The organism is Peribacillus sp. ACCC06369, from assembly GCF_030348945.1.
In the GTDB taxonomy this organism is placed as follows: Bacteria; Bacillota; Bacilli; order Bacillales; family DSM-1321; genus Peribacillus.
This window is the reverse complement of the sequence record NZ_JAUCEN010000002.1, coordinates 1,456,921-1,475,205: the sequence shown is the minus strand read 5'-3', so window position 1 is coordinate 1,475,205 and position 18,285 is coordinate 1,456,921. Positions and strand designations below refer to the sequence as shown.

17 protein-coding genes are annotated in these 18,285 nt (G+C 39.3%); 7 read left to right on the top strand and 10 right to left on the bottom strand.

Annotated features, from left to right (window positions below):
* Nucleotides 1–62 precede the first annotated feature (62 nt).
* From ptsP to QUF78_RS08025, 4 genes are all read right to left on the bottom strand, one after another.
* The gene (gene ptsP / locus QUF78_RS08040; RefSeq protein ID WP_289317312.1) at nt 63–1,781 is read right to left on the bottom strand and encodes a phosphoenolpyruvate--protein phosphotransferase; all 1,719 of its coding nucleotides are present in this window, start codon (nt 1,779–1,781) and stop codon (nt 63–65) included.
* A complete protein-coding gene (locus tag QUF78_RS08035) occupies nt 1,781–2,047 on the bottom strand; it encodes a phosphocarrier protein HPr (protein ID WP_034314127.1) in 267 nt (88 codons plus the stop codon). Before QUF78_RS08035 ends, ptsP begins: the two co-directional genes overlap by 1 nt.
* Before the next feature lie 200 nt (nt 2,048–2,247).
* Nucleotides 2,248–3,033, bottom strand: a complete 786-nt coding sequence (locus tag QUF78_RS08030) for an ABC transporter permease (RefSeq protein WP_289324260.1) — start codon at nt 3,031–3,033, stop codon at nt 2,248–2,250.
* Complete coding sequence (locus QUF78_RS08025; RefSeq protein WP_289327268.1) at nt 3,033–3,662, bottom strand: ABC transporter ATP-binding protein; 630 nt, start codon at nt 3,660–3,662, stop codon at nt 3,033–3,035. The genes QUF78_RS08030 and QUF78_RS08025 overlap by 1 nt, the downstream gene beginning before the upstream one ends.
* A gap of 193 nt (nt 3,663–3,855) precedes the next feature.
* On the opposite strand from QUF78_RS08025, the gene QUF78_RS08020 reads away from it, so the two are divergent.
* Complete coding sequence (locus QUF78_RS08020) at nt 3,856–4,680, top strand: thermonuclease family protein (protein WP_289324259.1); 825 nt, start codon at nt 3,856–3,858, stop codon at nt 4,678–4,680.
* A gap of 466 nt (nt 4,681–5,146) precedes the next feature.
* A complete protein-coding gene (locus tag QUF78_RS08015; RefSeq protein WP_289324258.1) occupies nt 5,147–5,485 on the top strand; it encodes a sigma-70 family RNA polymerase sigma factor in 339 nt (112 codons plus the stop codon).
* Between the two features lie 22 nt (nt 5,486–5,507).
* On the opposite strand, the gene QUF78_RS08010 is transcribed toward QUF78_RS08015, so the two are convergent.
* The gene (locus QUF78_RS08010; RefSeq protein WP_289324257.1) at nt 5,508–5,702 is read right to left on the bottom strand and encodes a hypothetical protein; all 195 of its coding nucleotides are present in this window, start codon (nt 5,700–5,702) and stop codon (nt 5,508–5,510) included.
* A 455-nt stretch (nt 5,703–6,157) separates the two neighbouring features.
* On the opposite strand from QUF78_RS08010, the gene QUF78_RS08005 reads away from it, so the two are divergent.
* On the top strand, nt 6,158–6,334 hold the full coding sequence (locus QUF78_RS08005) for a YkvS family protein (protein ID WP_064505160.1): 177 nt from the start codon (nt 6,158–6,160) through the stop codon (nt 6,332–6,334).
* Nucleotides 6,335–6,539: 205 nt separating this feature from the next.
* Complete coding sequence (locus QUF78_RS08000; RefSeq protein WP_289324256.1) at nt 6,540–7,166, top strand: hypothetical protein; 627 nt, start codon at nt 6,540–6,542, stop codon at nt 7,164–7,166.
* Nucleotides 7,167–7,210: 44 nt separating this feature from the next.
* On the opposite strand, the gene QUF78_RS07995 is transcribed toward QUF78_RS08000, so the two are convergent.
* The 3 genes from QUF78_RS07995 to QUF78_RS07985 form a co-directional block, all read right to left on the bottom strand.
* Complete coding sequence (locus tag QUF78_RS07995) at nt 7,211–8,254, bottom strand: YkvI family membrane protein (protein ID WP_289324255.1); 1,044 nt, start codon at nt 8,252–8,254, stop codon at nt 7,211–7,213.
* A gap of 301 nt (nt 8,255–8,555) precedes the next feature.
* Complete coding sequence (locus QUF78_RS07990; protein ID WP_289324254.1) at nt 8,556–10,250, bottom strand: M3 family oligoendopeptidase; 1,695 nt, start codon at nt 10,248–10,250, stop codon at nt 8,556–8,558.
* A gap of 232 nt (nt 10,251–10,482) precedes the next feature.
* Nucleotides 10,483–10,920: a MarR family winged helix-turn-helix transcriptional regulator gene (locus QUF78_RS07985; RefSeq protein WP_289317320.1), complete on the bottom strand. Its 438-nt coding sequence runs from the start codon at nt 10,918–10,920 to the stop codon at nt 10,483–10,485.
* Nucleotides 10,921–11,076: 156 nt separating this feature from the next.
* Between QUF78_RS07985 and QUF78_RS07980 the strand changes: the two genes are divergently transcribed.
* The 3 genes from QUF78_RS07980 to QUF78_RS07970 all read left to right on the top strand — a co-directional run bounded on the left by QUF78_RS07980 (nt 11,077) and on the right by QUF78_RS07970 (nt 14,804).
* Entirely contained in the window at nt 11,077–12,567 is a 1,491-nt protein-coding gene (locus tag QUF78_RS07980; protein ID WP_289324253.1) for an ATP-binding protein, read from the top strand.
* A 146-nt stretch (nt 12,568–12,713) separates the two neighbouring features.
* Nucleotides 12,714–13,937, top strand: a complete 1,224-nt coding sequence (locus QUF78_RS07975; protein ID WP_289324252.1) for an MFS transporter — start codon at nt 12,714–12,716, stop codon at nt 13,935–13,937.
* 135 nt (nt 13,938–14,072) lie between these two features.
* Nucleotides 14,073–14,804, top strand: a complete 732-nt coding sequence (locus QUF78_RS07970) for a ZIP family metal transporter (RefSeq protein ID WP_289324251.1) — start codon at nt 14,073–14,075, stop codon at nt 14,802–14,804.
* A gap of 335 nt (nt 14,805–15,139) precedes the next feature.
* Here QUF78_RS07970 and QUF78_RS07965 read toward each other — a convergent pair whose 3' ends face one another.
* Both QUF78_RS07965 and QUF78_RS07960 read right to left on the bottom strand, forming a co-directional pair.
* On the bottom strand, nt 15,140–15,382 hold the full coding sequence (locus QUF78_RS07965; protein ID WP_289324250.1) for an aspartyl-phosphate phosphatase Spo0E family protein: 243 nt from the start codon (nt 15,380–15,382) through the stop codon (nt 15,140–15,142).
* Between the two features lie 507 nt (nt 15,383–15,889).
* A complete protein-coding gene (locus QUF78_RS07960; RefSeq protein ID WP_289324249.1) occupies nt 15,890–18,049 on the bottom strand; it encodes a PAS domain-containing sensor histidine kinase in 2,160 nt (719 codons plus the stop codon).
* Nucleotides 18,050–18,285: the final 236 nt, after the last annotated feature.

The following is an 18,285-nucleotide window of genomic DNA, read 5'->3' as shown; positions in this document are numbered from 1 at the left end:
AAGAATAAATTACAGGAAAGCACCCGATCCGAAGGGGATGGGGTGCCGTTTATATCATTTATTTATTGCTTCAAAGCGTTAACTACCGCTTCTTTCACATTATCATTCGTATCCAGCACTAAAACTTCCTGAGATAGTTTTTTCATCTCTTCAAGCGAAAGTTGGCTGATTAAGGAACGTGCTTTTAAAATGGAAGTGGCACTCATTGAGAATTCATCAAGGCCCATTCCGATCAAGATCGGGATAGCCACTTCATCTCCAGCCATTTCACCGCACATCCCGGCCCATTTCCCTTCTTTATGAGCTGCATCTATAACCATTTTAACAAGGCGTAAAATCGCTGGATTATATGGTTGGTATAAATAAGATACTCTCTCATTCATTCGGTCAGCGGCCATCGTATACTGAATCAAGTCATTAGTGCCTATGCTGAAGAAATCGACTTCCTTAGCAAATATATCAGCCATCACAGCAGTTGAAGGGATTTCAACCATAATTCCGACTTCAATTTTTTCGGCAACTTGAACACCATTATCAAGCAATTCCTGTCTAACTTCAGCCAAGACGGCTTTTGCTTCGCGGAATTCAGCTAATGTTGCAATCATCGGGAACATGATTTTCAAATCACCGTAAATGCTTGCACGAAGCAGGGCACGGAGCTGGGTCCGGAAAATCTCCTGCTCATTTAAGCAGAGGCGAATCGCACGGTAACCAAGGAAAGGATTCATTTCCTTAGGAAGCTCTAGATAAGGTAACTCCTTGTCTCCGCCTATGTCAAGCGTTCTGACGACTACAGGCTTTCCTGACATTCCTTCCAGCACCGCTTTGTATGCCTCGAACTGTTCTTCTTCACTCGGAAAGTCATTTCTGCCCATATAAAGAAATTCCGTACGGTATAACCCGATGCCTTCACCGCCATTTTGATGAACGCCCTCTAGATCTTTCGGCGTACCGATATTGGCAGCCAATTCCACATGATGACCATCTTTTGTAACAGTTTGTTCATGAACCAGTTTCGCCCACTCAGCCTTTTGCAAAGCATATGCTTCCTGTTCCTCTTCGTAGCGTTTCACGAGTTCAGGAGTAGGATTGATGTGCACTTCACCCTTTAAGCCATCAATAATGACCAAGTCACCATTTTCAATGGACGAGGTTACTGACTTTGCTCCAACGACTGCTGGAATTTCCAATGAACGCGCCATTATGGCTGAATGGGATGTACGTCCACCGATATCGGTCGTAAATCCTTTGACGTAAGCCGGATTCAATTGTGCTGTATCGGAAGGAGTCAAATCCTCCGCAATGATGATCACTTCTTCAGCAATCATGCTTGGATTTGGAATATGAACACCTAAAAGATGTGACAACACCCGTTTCGTAACGTCACGGATATCCGCTGCACGTTCCTTCATGTATTCATTATCCATTTGTTCAAACATCGTAATGAACATGCTTGCGGTTTCATTTAAGGAAAACTCAGCGTTGACGTTTTCCGATTGTATTTTATCTTGAATTGGAGTGATAAGTTCCGGATCAGCCAAAACAAGCAGGTGCGCGTCAAAAATAGCGGCTTTATCGGCCCCTAAGTCCTTTTCGGCTTTTTCCCTGATTATCTCCAATTCAACTGTTGACTTTTGAATAGCTTCCTTAAAACGGGATATTTCCGCCCCGACATCTTCTATGCTTCTTTTTTCAATCGATAAATCTGGCTCAGTCAGTCGATAGGCTTTAGCGATGGCTATTCCGTTTGAAGCTGCTATTCCACTAATCAAAGTGGACATTATTCTGCTAATCCTTCTCTATTCAACGTTTCAGCAAGTGTGTTCAGTGCATCATTTTCATCGCTTCCTTCAGCAGAAATCGTAATCTCTGCCCCTTTGCCAATACCTAGTGACATTACACCCATAATGGATTTAAGGTTCACTTTTTTCTCTTTATAAGCAAGGTTTATTTCTGAATCGAATTTTCCAGCAGCTTGTACCAGCAATGTAGCCGGCCGAGCATGTATTCCTGTTTCTGCAGTTACTGTAAATGTTTTTTCCACCATATAAATCAATCTCCTTTAGATAAATTAACAAAATAGGTTATGTAAGGGGTGTTCTCTAACCAATCAGTAAAGAAATGCCCTTTTCCTTATCAGAATAGCATTATCATCCCCAACAAACAAACCAAAACTATCTGGTACCTAAAAAATAGTACAAAAATATAGATAGAACTGCAACCATTACTTTTCAGATTCTTCAATAATTAAATGGAAAGCTGTGCATTTTTGGTAAAAAAGGCTCTGAAACTAAGCATAATGAAAAGGACGACCGTTAATGAAACACTCCCGAGAATTCCGATAAGTATGGCAATCTGGTATTCAATTGCGATGAGTGGGCTTATTCCCGACAGGATTTGCCCTGTCATCATTCCTGGAAGGAAAATAATTCCCATCCCGAGCATATTGTTCAAAGTCGGGAGGACTGCCGAGTCGAATGCAGCATCCACATATTTCTTCACAGCCCTTGCTGGAGTCGCTCCAAGCATCAACATCGCTTCTACTTTTTCACGATTACTGCTAATCCCATCATGGAGGTTTTTAAGTGCTAATGTCACACCAGTCATTGCATTCCCCACGATCATCCCTGCTATTGGAATGAAATACCTGGGCTCATACCATGGCGTGAAATGGATCACGACCACATTAAAATAAAACAAGGCAGCCATGGGACCTGACAACATACTTAGGATGACCATCCTTTTAATTTTCTTATTGAGCGTATGGGGCACTTGCTTAAAAATATTATGGATGGAGAACAAAGCCATTGCACATAGAAATCCTAAAGAAAGTAAAGGGTGAGGATTTTCAAAGATATATGTCAAAACATATCCGGCAAGAATGAGTTGGACCGTCATCCGTACCGTAGCGAGCATGATTTGCTTTTCCCGTGAAATCCCTCGCCATTTAACGATAATGAGCAGGACTACAACAAAGACATAGGCTGCACAAAGTCGCCAGAACTCAATATCTATTATCCCATTACCCTCCATTAATAGTCAGCCTCCTTGGCCTTTTTCAGAACGATCATCTTTTCAGCACATATGTCCGCAAGCTGTTTTGAATGGGTAATCATGATGACCGTTCCTTTTTCCCGCTTTACTTCGTCTAAAAAACGGCTCATGACCCTTAGCTCGGTTTCCTCATCGAGAGCCGAAGTCGGCTCATCCAGTAAATACACTTCTGGTCTCAATAAAAGTAATCTCGCTAGTGCCAGCCTTTGTTTCTCCCCTCCAGAAAGATTTTCCGCCCCCTCATCTAAAGACTTCTGCAATTGTACGGTTTCAAGTGCTTTCACCAATTCGGCTTTATCCTTTTTTTCCCGTTCTGTCAATTCCAGGCCCAGCTGGAGATTTTCTTCAATCGTTCCCGGAAAAGTGAACGGTGTCTGAGAAAGCATTGTGACTTTACGTCGGAGCTCTATCGGGTTGAAATTATCCAGCAACTGATCTTGATAATAGATTGAACCGCTATCCGGGTCATCCATCCTGTTCAATAATCGTAGAAGTGATGTTTTTCCTGCTCCGCTTTCCCCTGTCAAGCAAGTAACCATGCCACCGGATATTTTCAAACCATCAATATGCAGGATGCCTTTATACCTAATTTTTTCAAGCCTAAACATCATTTATCACGCCTGCCTCCCTTACTCCACCTTATCATTATAAGAAACTATCATGATATCGGATAGCGATGCATATGAAAATTTTAATGTTATTTCATTTTCTTTCGCTTTTTTATAGGTTAGAATTATTCCTGCCGAATATACCCTTGATGGACATGGAAAACGAAAACACCTTTGAAATGGAGGACTTATCATGAACAGAAATTCCTTTTTACATTCTTATCTGCCTGTTTTTCTCCTGACTGCCATAAGCCTGATCACTTTGACTGGCTGTCAGGCCGCATCAGATAACTTGATCAATGAATCGAAACAGGAAGATTCAATGTCCAATGAAGATATTCAATCCAGTACGAATTCTTCCAAAGAAGAGAAAGGCAGGACATTCACAGCCGAGATCGTCAGGGTTGTCGATGGAGATACAGTAAAAATCAAAATGCCAAATGGAAATGAAGAAACGGTCAGGCTCCTTTTGGTAGATACCCCAGAAACCGTGCACCCCTCCAAGCCCGTTCAGCCTTTTGGACCTGAAGCAAGCAAGTTCACCAAGGATTTAATGCCTGAGGGCTCTAAAGTGGAAGTAGAAACCGGCATTGGTGAAAGAGATAAATATGGCCGGCTGCTGGCCTATTTTTATGTTGATGGAAAAATGGTTAATAAACTACTGCTTGAAAAAGGACTGGCCAGGGTAGCCTATGTTTATGCACCGAACACTAAATATCTTGATGAATTGGAAGATATGCAGAAACAAGCCCAAAAAGAAGAAATCGGGATTTGGTCAATTGAAAACTATGCAACTTCAAAAGGGTTTGATGATTCGAAGTCCGGAGAAGAATCAGAGAAAAAAACCACTGTCCATTCATCTTGCAATAACCCAGAAATTAAAGGGAATATAAACTCTAGAGGCAATAAAATATATCACATTCCTTCGGGCCAATATTACGAAATAACTAAACCGGAAGAAATGTTTTGTACCGAACAAGACGCACAGGAAGCTGGATTCCGAAAATCGCAGAGTTAAAAAAAACAATTGTTTTATCAACATCTCCACTTTGGAACTCACAATCATAAATGTTTAGGGGGATACATATTGAAATACGAAAGGAATGAAGCATTTTGTTTCAGCTTTTCTCCCCCCCACTTCTTGAGCTACCTGTGAAAGTGGACTTTGAGCTATTGCTGATGTTTAAACTAAATGATGATTCATTGAATTGCGATAAATCTATCGAAACAAGAATGAGTGAATGGTATCGGCACATCCAATATTCGGATGTGTCTTTCATTTGTTCAAACCCATATTCAAAAGTACTCTCCATACTTCTGAATCTTCCTTTCCCTTTCAATAAGTTTCTGGTTCAGCGCCTGAAAACAAACGTTTTATCCCTTACATTTCTCCGTTATGCCCTTTCGCTATAGCCGAACGAATTATTTATGGTAGAAGCACCCGGGAATACATGAAAGTGCACTTTCTAAAGGTAGCTTGCTCAATGGAAGATTTCTCAGCTCTAAAGACTGAATTTACCCCGATGATCCATCATATTATCCGCTCACTATCCATCTATAAGAATAAAGAAGAATTTTTCCAAGTAGGTTTGATTGCTTTATGGGAATCAATCGGGAATTTCAATGAGGAATACGGACAATTCTCTAACTATGCCTATACTGTAATCAAAGGCAAAATCTTGAACGAATTAAAGCATCATCATAAATATGAAACCTGCACCGAACCATTTGATTCCTTCATACTAGAGATTAAAGATCCTTTTTCAATCCACGAAGAGGCCTTCCCCATTGTAAATAATGAAGATAGGGTGGCTCACTCATGAGCCACCCTAAAATATCAGTCCATTAACTTCTCGCTTCTTCTAAATAAGTATAAATTATTTCACCGTTATGGAGAGCATTCCCCCGAAAATATTTAAAGTCTTCCCTTTTTATAAGAAACTCACGAAAAGCTAAAAATTCTTCTTTTGTTATCCTGAATTCATCCATTTCCCGATTTGCCAGTTTATCGAGTACATCTTTCGCTTCTTCAGCATTCATAATATTATCCTCCTAATTTTTAAATATTCTATCCATAATCAGACAGGAGAAATTCCGTTTCCATTTTATCATAAGCATGCCACTTAATATAAATCAGAATTTTTTGAGGCTCACTTGCTACATATTTCTTTACGTATGCTTTAAAATAGTGCAAACTGTATAGTAAAATATCATAATGTGAAATGATTGGCATTTTTTGTACATAGGATTACATACTGGTACGCATAACTGCGTTTTCAAGATATACCAAATTATGCCATTTCATTACAACTGCTCCTTTACAAGAATTGCTACTCCCTTTAAAAGTTTAGCTTACTGTACCGACAAAAGAGATATCCAATTCTCTTACTTGCACTCCCCACGTCAAAATCTAAACGGCAAGATGTTCGAATAATCCAATTACTCCATAGTTACTTTTTGATCATTGTAAAACGAAATGGGAAAGGATGATTACCATGAAGAAAGCGGAAGTCGGAAATATCATTGAATTTAGAGAAGGCTTAAAAGGAATCGTCGAGAAAGTGAACGAGAACTCAGTAATCGTGGACGTCACGTATATGGAAAATTATCGTGATTTGGAACTTGAGCAGAAAACCGTCGTCAACCATAAAAATTATAAAATCATAGGATAATTCAATGTAATCAAACGGGATGGTTTCTCAATGACCATTCCGTTTTCACTTTTTAGTAATCATGCCAATTTCGGCTCCTGCTTTTTTGTAACAACTTTCAATTCATAACGTCATTTTATTAAAGGGAAAATCACCAGCATGTCTGATTGCTGGGATATCTTTTATAGGAATATTGGAATTCTATCAGAAAGACGAGGGAAATGACATGACTAGTTGGACACGTTATATTGGCTGTGCCGCATTCGCCGCTTTTCTGCTGACTGGCTGCGGTACGACCGCAGACGAAAATGCAGACCAACCACAGGAAGATTCTGTGAACGAGGAGAACGAAGGCAATACTTCACATGGAGATAATGGCAATAACGGAAACAACAACAAAGTAAGACTGATGGAGCAAAACCTGCAATATACAATTAACGGGAAAGCAATAGAAAAAACAGCGTTCTTAAAAAGAAGTGATAATCAACCGTTCAGCCTCTATGTTTTGCAACAATTTAAATTAAGTGCCGAAGAACCAGGAAAAGACATCGTGTTCCTGACTGAAGATGACTCCATTTATATGAGAATCGAATTATTGACGGCTGATGTTAATTGGGATGAAGTGGAGAAAAATGTTCAAGCCCAGCTGAAAAGCCTTTCAGACACGATTGTGGATCCAGCTCTTGATGTCGAGAACGGTATGGGATTTGAAGTGAAAAGTGGGGATGATGTGATTACTTCCATATTGCTCAAGGATGAAAAAGCACCCGTCCGCTTAACTATGTTCACAAAAAAAGATAAGGATTACCGGGATGCTTTTCTACAGATGGCTATGACGCTGATGAAAGGATGAACATCCATTCAGGTACGGGGGGCTAAGGTCATGCCCCCCGTTCTTCATTTCTCCTTCCCTGCCTTGCTTTTCCAGACAAGCATTAAAAAAAGCAGGCTTATGTATCCAAAAACCGGATAAATATATCCTAATAACCTTCCATATCCAAATTCACTTATGATTAAAGCAATTAAAAAAATCACCGCTATGATCAGCATGCTTGGCATTTTAATATAACTGCTTATTTGCCTCTGTAATCCATATATGTTTCCGATGACCGAAGTGAATATCTCCCCATAAATCACCAAAATGAACATCCAATATAACTGACTGGCTGCCGTTCTCATAATAACCGCCGAAGGAATTTCATAATTATTCACATCAGGGAGTGTCATAAGTGAAAAATGCCCCGTTAATAAAATGATGGTCAGGAATATTCCCCCAAGGATTGCACCATGTTTAATGACCTTCTCATCTCGGACTTCATAGGCAACAGGAACCAGCACAGCCTGTGCCAAGGCCAGGTTAAAGGCTGTATAGGCAAATGGTGACAAAATCATTTTCAGGGTAATCACTTCATCTGGCACTTTTGTAAGTGTCTTGAAGAACTCTCCATTTCCCAAAGTCGAGAAAAAAAGGATCAAACTGAAACTGATCATGATTGGTACAACAAAAGAGTTTACAGTGAATACACCGCGCATTCCCATCATCAAGACCAAGGAAGCCAGGATGATCGTGGACCAGCTCCCTATACTTTTCGGCACGCCAAGTTGTTCTTCGAAAACCGCGCCTGAACCCGAAATCATGACAGCCGTCACCCCTAACAGCATGATAAGGAAAAAGATGTTGATGATTCCTGCAATTTTCTTTCCAAAAAGAAATTGATTGAACTCCTCATAAGAAGAAGCCCTGATCCTTGCGGAAATGAGCATGATTTTAGTTCCAGTGAAAATGAAAATATAACCTGCTATTAAAATCCCAATAAAGCCATAGAAGCCATAACGGGTAAAAAACTCGACAATCTCTTTTCCAGTTGCAAAACCTGCACCGACGACTGTTCCTACATAAACCGCTGCAATCTGGAAAATCCCTGACCACCTTGACAGCATACTCTCCCCTCCTCCCTACATTTATATGTAAGGAAGAGACATTTAAGACAAGCCGAGCAATATTCCTTTCGTCGGCTGTTTTCCCCTGGACTTTATGGCATTAAAGAGTTAGTTAACTTTCCTATCATTGTTTGGTCTGAATTTCCCTGTTCACCTATTTCGAATTTCTCTGTGAGGCTTTAGCAAAACTTTTGTACCAAACCTTCTGAACGGAGGAAAGATTAAAAAACGCTTAAGGAGTAATCCCCAAGCGTTTTATTAAAGCATCCAAATGATTACCGAATCATTAAAACATTATCTTTTATAATGCTTTATCATCGACAGTGGAAAGCCATTCGTCTATCACCTTAACGACCGACTGTACTGTCCCGTCAACAAATGGAGATTTCAGATTCGCAGATTCAACGAGATCAAGGAAGGACTTGCTGCCTCCAAGTTGACACAGATTCAAATAATCCTTCCAAGCCGTTTCATCTTTTTCAGCTGACCTTTTCCAGAATTGGAAAGCGCAAATTTGGGCCAATGTATAGTCGATATAATAAAAAGGCGACTGATAAATGTGGCTTTGCCGCTGCCAATACCCGCCATTCTGCAGGTATTCATTCCCTTCATAATCACGATGTGGCAAATATTCCATCTCGATTTTACGCCAAGCCTGCTTTCTTTCAAGGGGGGAGGCTTCAGGATTTTCATAAACAAAATGCTGAAATTCATCAACAGCTACCCCATACGGGAGGAATGTGAGAGCACCACTTAAATGGGAAAACTTATACTTTTCCGTATCTTCCTTGAAAAATAGCTCCATCCATGGCCAAGTTAGGAATTCCATACTCATCGAATGGATTTCACAGGCTTCATATGTGGGCCAATAATACTCAGGAATGTCGAGATTACGGCTGCGATACACTTGGAACGCATGTCCTGCCTCATGTGTTAAAACATCTATATCCCCGGAAGTACCATTGAAATTGGAAAAGATGAATGGAGCTTTATAGTCTTCTATAAAAGTACAGTAGCCCCCGCTTTCTTTTCCTTTCTTCGCCACAAGATCCATCAGGTCATTAGCTATCATATAATTGAAAAACTCATTCGTTTCAGGCGAGAGCTCTTGGTACATCTTTTTCCCATTTTCGATGATCCACTCCGCATCGCCCTTTGGAACGGCATTACCAGTCTTGAAATGAAAATTCTCATCATAATAGTTTAAATTCTCCAAACCAAGACGTTCGCGCTGTCGTCCCTTCAGCCGGGTAACAAGCGGTACCACTTCCTTTTTAACCTGTTTGCGGAATGCAGCAGCCATATCAGCATCATAATCAGTCCTTGTCATTCGATAATACCCAAGCTCCACAAAGTTTCCATAGCCTAGCGCTATCGAGATCTCATGCCTCACCTTGACAAGTTCATCGAATATGCGATCCAAATCCACCTGCTTTTCTTCAAAGAAACCGTAATATGCCCGACTTGCATTTTTCCTTAACTCACGGTCCGCCGACTCCATAAAAGGCTGAAGCTGGGCAAGTGTCAGCTCTTTTCCATCAAAGTGAATTTTTGCAGAGGCAATTAATTGCGAATATTCACTCGATAATTTATTTTCTTTTTGCAGTTGCGGTATGATTTCGGGTGAAAAGGTTTTAAGTTGGGCTTCTGCCAAGTCAAATAGTTGATTTCCCCATTTCACCTCAAGCTCCTGACGATAATTCGAGCGAACGAGTTCATTGTAAAATTTTGATGTTAATTCTTCCATTTCAGGGGAGAAGTCATCTAAATAATCATTCTCCGCTTTATAAAATTCATCATTGGTATCAATGGAATGTCGAATATATACCAAATTAAACATCGTACCTACATAATTTCGAATTTCATTTATTTCTTCCATGGCTTTTATTTGTTCATCAGCATTTCCAGCATCCGTAAACTTTTCCAAAGCGTTCATGAACCGGTTTTTAATCTCATCCATTTCAGGACGTTTATATTCATACTCATTAAATTTCATATGTACACTCCTTCTCATGATATAACGACATTTTTTTCATGTATAATCCAAATTAATGTTATCCACCAATCGAAATCACTTTCAAGAGACATTCTCATTAATAGCGGTTATCGTAATATAATTTAATTCGCCACAACGGTATTAAAAACCTTCATGTCCTTGAAACAAATTAGGTTTTATTAACCATAAAAAAACCAGCACCTGCAGTAAACTCCGGGTGCTGGTTCTTAAGCTAATTTTGAGCGGAATACCCAATCTTTTTAAGCAATTCTATCACGGTTTCCTTTTCATCTTGCGTAAGTACACTCATGATATCATCGATTCTTTTTTCATGCTCGGGAAATACCCCTTCAATGAAGGCTTTTCCTTTTTCCGTAATTTTTGCAAAGGTTACACGGCGATCCTCTTTACATGCTATTCTCTGTAGATAATCCTTCTGTTCAAGTTTATCCACGACATAGGTAATGCTGCCGCTCGCTAGCAGGATTTTTCCTCCTATTTGCTGAAGAGGCTGATCGCCTTTATGATAAAGTAATTCCAGTACTGCAAACTCAGTTGGATTCAAACCCTCTTCGGCTATATGTTTATTTACCACATCATTGATAGATCTATGTGCTCTAGACATCACTATAAACAGTTTCAAAGACTGTTGGATGTTATTATTCTCCATAACTTCACAACCTTAAAGTTTTTAATTAAAATATCTTGAATTAAAAGTTATTATATGACATTATGACTTTTTTGTCAATCTGCCCTGTTTAGTATGCACTATTGTTTAATCACTCATTTTGATATACTTGAAATAAAAGCTAAAGTAGTGACAAACATGAAAACAAGGCATAAATTCACCGCATATCTACTTATTGTTATTTTACCATTAATTATTTTGTCAATCATTTATTGGACGAATTTAGAACGTTCCATTCAAAAAGAAAGACAGGAAAAAGCTGAATGGGCGGGAACCGTTTATCAAGAATACATAGATCAAGTTATAAGTGAAACGAAGGAAAAGCTGCTTAGCCTTAGCAGTTCGGTTCTTTATATGGATGATAAAAAAACCGAACTTCTTATGAAATGGATCAAAGATACAGATTCCAGGTATGCCGGAGTATATTGGCTAAACCAGGATGGCGTTTCCATCTCAGGGACGAATAAATATTTCCATCATTACTCTTTAATTGAACAGGATGATATTGAGCTTGCAGTAAAAACTCAAAAAGCCGTTGTTATAGGAACAAAGGATCCATATAAACCTGATTTCGATTATATTTCCATTTTTGCTCCCATCCTGGATCATGATAAAAAGGCGCAAGGGTTTTTATTGGTACATATTAGGCTCGATCATATGGAAAAAACATTAAAAATGCTCAGCCCTGGTCATGCCTTTATCTTGGAAACAAGCGATAAAACCCGAATTCTAGATATAAATACCGAAGAATTCACTGGACATTCAACATGGGTGGATGTTCCTTTAACAGAAGTGGATTGGACTCTTTCGGTCAAGATGCCCGACAGGATTAATACAAATAACATAAATGTCCTTTTAATACTTGTCTTTTTCACCTTCTTTTTTACTCACATGATCTATAGCGTCATGGAGGAACTGATCGTTCGCAGGAATACCAAAAACCAAAAGTTATTAAACGATAAGCAAAAAATAGATTTTGTCGGTACATTGGCTGCCAGTACGGCACATGAAATAAAAAATCCACTTACCGGCATAAAGGGGCTGGTACAATTACTGGTTGAAAAACACCCAGAAGAACAAGATCAGTTTTATTACTCTGTCATCATGAAGGAAATTGAACGGATCAATAGTATAGTGAGCGAATTTTTGATTTTAGGGAAACCCATGCCCCAGACTTTATCCTTATATGATATTCGCAGTATCATTGCTGAATTGAGACCAATAATAGAATCAGAAGCACGTCACTTCAATATAGAAGTGGAATGGAACATCGTAAAGGAACCGATCAGGGTTCATTGTACAAAGGACCAACTCAAACAAGTCATTCTCAACATTGCCAAAAACGGTTTCGAGGCAATGGAAGTTGGGGGAAAGTTAAGGATCCGGATTCATCATGAAAATGAATGGGCTAAAATCATAATTATCGACAACGGTCATGGACTGAATGAAAAAGATATCGGTAAAGTCTTCGATCCCTTTTATACATCGAAAAAGGAAGGAACCGGATTAGGGCTATTCGTATGTAAACGAATAATTGAATCTTTTAACGGAACCATCGAGTTTTCAAGTAAACCTCTAAACGGTACAACCGTTACAATCAGCTTACCTTTAATAAAAGACCATCCTTAGTTATAAATTGAAGGGTTTAATTTTAAAAAATGAAGACTAGAGAACGATTCAATTTATTTTATAAGGTGTCATGCATACGGGACATGCTTAATGAATCTATTTATTGAATAGGTAAAATTCTTAATCAGGAAGAAGGACATATACATATGGGAAGTATCGCTGCCATTAAAACAAACCCGCAAAAACAAGATATGACTCTGAAAATCATGATCATCATAGGCATCTGCCATTTAATGAATGATTCACTTCAGGCCGTAGTTCCGGCCATGTTCCCAATCCTGGAGAAATCAATGTCGCTAACGTATACACAGCTCGGGATGATTGCATTCTGCCTGAATATCGTCTCATCCCTTCTGCAGCCGGCAGTTGGGTTCTATACAGATAAAAAGCCCCTTCCCTATGCATTGCCCATTGGATTGACCAGTACTTTAATAGGGGTCATCATACTTGCAATTGCCCCAAACTATACCGTTATCCTTGGTGCAGTCATCTTGATGGGCTTTGGGTCAGCCATTTTCCATCCGGAAGGTTCTAGGGTTGCCTACATGGCAGGCGGCCCTAAAAGAGGCCTGGCACAATCAATTTATCAGGTTGGCGGAAATAGCGGGCAAGCCCTTGCCCCACTCATCACAGCCATCGTACTTGTTCCTTTCGGTCAAAAAGGCGCACTCTGGTTTGCCTTGGTTGCCTTAACGGCCGTTATCCTATTGCTGTATATTGCCAAGTGGTATTCTCAAAAATTAGTTCACTTCCAGCCTAAAAAGCTTGCTGCAAAAGTAATCAATAAAGAACGGTCCCATAAAGTGGCCAAAGCCTTGGTATTAATTTTATTCATTATTTTTGCCCGTTCCTGGTATGTATCGTGCATGACGAACTTTTATAGTTTTTATTTGATCGAGCAGCATTCATTCACGATAAAATCCGCTCAGATTTTCCTATTTGCCTTTTTAGCCGCTGGAGCTGTAGGTACGTTTTTCGGTGGCCCGCTTGCGGATAGATTCGGTCGTAAAAATGTAATTTTCTTTTCTTTCGCTGCAAGCATGCCAATAACCGCACTTTTACCATTCGTACCTCCTACAGCCGCTTTTATCTTATTATTGATGGCTGGGTTCATTATAATGAGCAGTTTTTCTGTCACTGTAATTTACGCACAGGAATTGGTCCCGGGAAAAGTCGGAACAATGGCCGGCTTGACTGTAGGGTTAGCCTTTGGAATGGGTGCCATTGGATCCGTTTCATTGGGTGCCATCGCAGATATAATCGGAATCGAATCCATGATTAAGATAGTGGGATTCCTGCCATTGCTTGGGATCATCAGCATATTGCTGCCGACTGATCTAACATTGAAAAAATGGTATGCAGAAGAATGATTCGCAGAAAACATGAATGACTTCAAAATGGTTTTTTCCTGGAACCTATTTTTTATCACCTCAATACAATAAATTATTGTTTCGCCCAAAGGTTTACAAATAAGTAATGATAAGTACCATACAAAGGAGAAATATATGAGTGGAGTTTTATTAGGCAGCATCCTATCTGCTATGTCTACAGGGTTCGGTGCGTTACCGATCTTGTTCATTCAAGGTTCAATCACACATCGTTTCAGAGACACGCTTCTGGCATTTACCGCTGGTATCATGATGGCTGCTTCGTTATTGAGCCTGATTCCGGAGTCTTTAGCCACCGGAGGGTATATTCAGCTTGTCATTGGGGTTTTTCTCGGGGTAATGACATTAACGATCATGGAAAAAAACATTCCGCATATCGATCTCAGCCATACGAAAAGTGGTATTCAGTTCGATGAAAAGGCTTTGCTTATCATCACTGCCATTACACTCCATAATATCCCAGAGGGTCTTTCTGTAGGTGTCAGTTACGCCTCGGATACAGCTGATACAGGTAACTTGATCGCATTTGCCATCGGCCTGCAAAATGCCCCGGAAGGGTTACTTGTCGCCTTGTTTTTAATTAATCAAAAAATCGGTAAATTCACAGCGTTCCTGATAGCAACCTTGACCGGTACCATCGAAATAATTACGGGCTTATTGGGTTATTATTTAACCTCTTACATTGGGTTCCTGGTTCCATACGGCTTAGCTTTCGCTGCGGGAGCCATGCTTTTCATCGTTTATAAGGAATTGATTCCTGAAAGCCATGGGGATGGTAATGAACGCACCTCAACCTATTCCTTCATTGTCGGTCTTTTGTTCATGGTAATATTATTGGAAATTTTGTAATCCAGACCTGACCATGGCTGGCTCCATTAAGTGAGTCAGCCCTTACTTTTTTATTAATCAGTGTAATACATTAAGTTAAATACCTGCTTCTAAACAAATCCCGCTTGACATTGACGTTCCCGATGCATGAAGGACACCTTCTGGTGACCTCCCCCTCGATGTATACCTCAAAGCAATAGTTATTCAAAAGATAATGATCGTCTTTTGTATATGATCTTTCTTGAATTGTTTTCATGAAATGTTTGTAAAGTTCATTTACTACCTGTTCAATAACCCAAAAGGTGCTTATCTCTCCTACCGCTAATTTAAGAAGTGATGCATGCATTCAGGTCCATTTAAAATGTAAAATCATCATTAAAGGGCTTCTGTACAATAACAACCATTTCTTCCCGCTTATTTCTCACTTCCACTGAAGAATGATGTTGAAGGATCAAATACTCATTTATAAGTTTATCAAGTTGCTCGCTTTGGCGAAGGGTATACTCATGACCTATTCCATACATTTTTGCCAACTCCATCATTTCCCAACGCTTCATTCGAATCTCAGAACAAATTTCCGTTGCACACCTAGAATTCATAACTACATTCACTACTCCTGCCCTTTTAAAGTTACATCATAAAAAGAAGTATTACAAAATATGCCTTATATGTAAATAGATTCGCAAAAAAAGACAAAACTTCTTAAATTGCGATAAAGCTTGACCCACCAGCAGACAGGATATGACGGAAATTCCGAACCATAATCCTCTTAATGATTTGATACGAAAAAGCCAGCTCCGGACATTCGATTCGAAAGGTCTTCATTTTATTTCCATTGTTAGTTTCCGTTCAAAATACTTTAGCAGTTTACCACATTAGCAAACAACGACAAATTTATCAATGAATAAAAAGATGGAATATCCCTTTAATTAGCGCAATATTTTTTCGATAGTACAACGTCAATTGTGATTCCAAGATGAAAATGATATAAAATGGAAACAGAAAAAAGGAATCCATTGAATAAGGATCCCCCATTTACTAAAAGAATTTTGAATGCTTTCTGATTGCTGAGCAAAGGTCTAGAATATTCCTTCCACTTATCTTCATTACTCGAATGGCAGATAAATATGAAAGCTCGTTCCTTTATCCACTTCGCTTTCCACTTCTATATAGCCATTGTGCTCTTCAATGATTTTATAGCTGACCATAAGCCCCAGTCCGGTTCCCTTGTCCTTCGTCGTATAAAAAGGTTCACCTAATTTTTTCAGCATTTCCGTTGAGATCCCCATGCCTTGATCGGTAATTGAAATACAAACATATTTCTCTGAAAATCGGATTGTTTTAATATGAACAGATCCGCCATCCGGCATGACTTCCAATGCATTTTTGATGATGTTGATGAACACTTGCTTTAATTGGTTCGCTTCACATAAAACCTTAAACTCATCTTCTTCGAAGTCTGTCTCGAATTGAATATTTTCCAGCAGGGCCTGGGCGGCCAGTAATTCCAGTGTCTCCCTCAAAATGGTATGAACATCCTGTTTGAAAACTTTAAGCGCCTGTGGCTTTGCCAGTACTAAAAATTCCGTGATAATCGTTTCGATTCGCTTAATTTCAGATGTAATCACATGAAAATATGTGGAAAATTCCCCCTTGACGCCATCCTCAAGCAACTGGATAAACCCTTTTAATGCAGTCATTGGATTCCTGATTTCGTGAGCAATCCCTGCCGCCAGTTCGCCAACGACATTTAAAGTATCCGATTTCCGGATCTGTTCCTGCATTTCGAGATTTTTACTTACATCACGGAAAATACTCAGATTCAGGTTCGAATATAAATTTTTCCTGGTTAAAAATTCAATATGCTTAACTCTTCCATCTTCGAATGTTATCGGAATGATGGATGAGTAGACCTCATGCTTGTAAACATTTTCAATATGCCCGTTTAAGGCAGGAGCATTTTCAGGGATTTTCTCAATGAATTCCTTAACAGATAAAGATAGCAGTTTATGCTTCGATATTTCCAATATCTTCTGACCCGCTTCATTAATATCGGTGAACCCTTCATTGTTCCATAATATCAAGCCGTCTAATGTTCCCTCAAAAATCTTCCTGAATTTCTTCTCACTATCCCTTAATTCCTTCTCAATCAGCCAGCGCTCACTGACATTTCGAAAGATTGTTACGTTATACCCATCACCTTCATGTTTTTTGGCAGTCAATTCAAGTAATTTTATTTGGTGATTCGGCATTTTATAAATAAGTTCCCCCCTCACTTGGGTGTCCCTTTCAAACGTTTCCATCATCTGCCCAAAATGATGGTTGTTGCTGTACACGTATTTCCAAATATAGCTGCCTATCAATTCCTCTCTGCTGGATTCAAATATTTTACATGCTGATTGATTGACACGAAAAATGATTCCGTCATCATTCCAGAATATGATCGCATCCATGGACTGGTCGAATAATTCCGCAAAAATCCGTTCGCTCGTCTCTAACTTCTTTTCTATTAAATTTGATTCTGTAATTCTTCGAAGTACCGACATGTATAATTCATTTCCTACCGTTGAACTTATGGAAAAAGTAAAATGATGGAGTTCATCCCCGATCATTATCTCTACCTCACCTTTGAAGTTCGACTCAACAAAGGCCCTTTGTATGCTCTCGTCCCAATATGCCTTATATTCTGGTGAAATGAGGTCCCTCATATTCATTCCAACAATCTCTTTTTTGGGGATGCCCATGATATGGATAAAGGCATGGTTCACTTCCATGATTATTCCTGAACTGTCGAATAGTATAATGCTTTCTATGGCCGTATCAAAAATGTCCAAAAACATCTGCCTTGACATTCTTGTTTCCCGGGACGAAGAAACATCCAAGGTCACATCCGCCAAACGATAAAATTGCTGTCCTTCGGAAGGAGCCCCCATACTCATAAACTCTATTTGTTTAAGGGCTCCGGTATGAAGCTGGATCATCTGCCTTTCACTTTCAATCGGTTTTTTGGGGGAACCGGACTCATCCTGATTATTTAAAGCGATGACCTCGAGAAAATCAGTTATCTTCATGGACTCCTGCTGATCTTTAGATGTTTCCAGCAGGGCACAGGCCGCATCATTGACATATGTGAGCCTTAGTTCCTCATCAACCCTAATAAAAGGCTCTGACATTGAATTGAAAATGTTCAAAAACCCTTCGATCTGCTTATTCAATTTTAAAATTTCCTGTTTATATTCCGTTTCATTCTCGTAACCGATATTCATATTGACACCCCTTATCAAAACCCATCCTTACCAATCTTTTTATTCGACACCCATCTAGATTTTCCTCGGTAATTTCGAAAATCGATGCAATCATCTAAATCCAAAATTATCCTATATGTCAAATTATAGTATGTTGAATCATTTAAAACTTCGCGTTAAGCTTTATTTAAGGCTATTATACTAAATTTAATAAATATTGATTTAATACTACGTATTTAGGGTATAAGGAATAACAA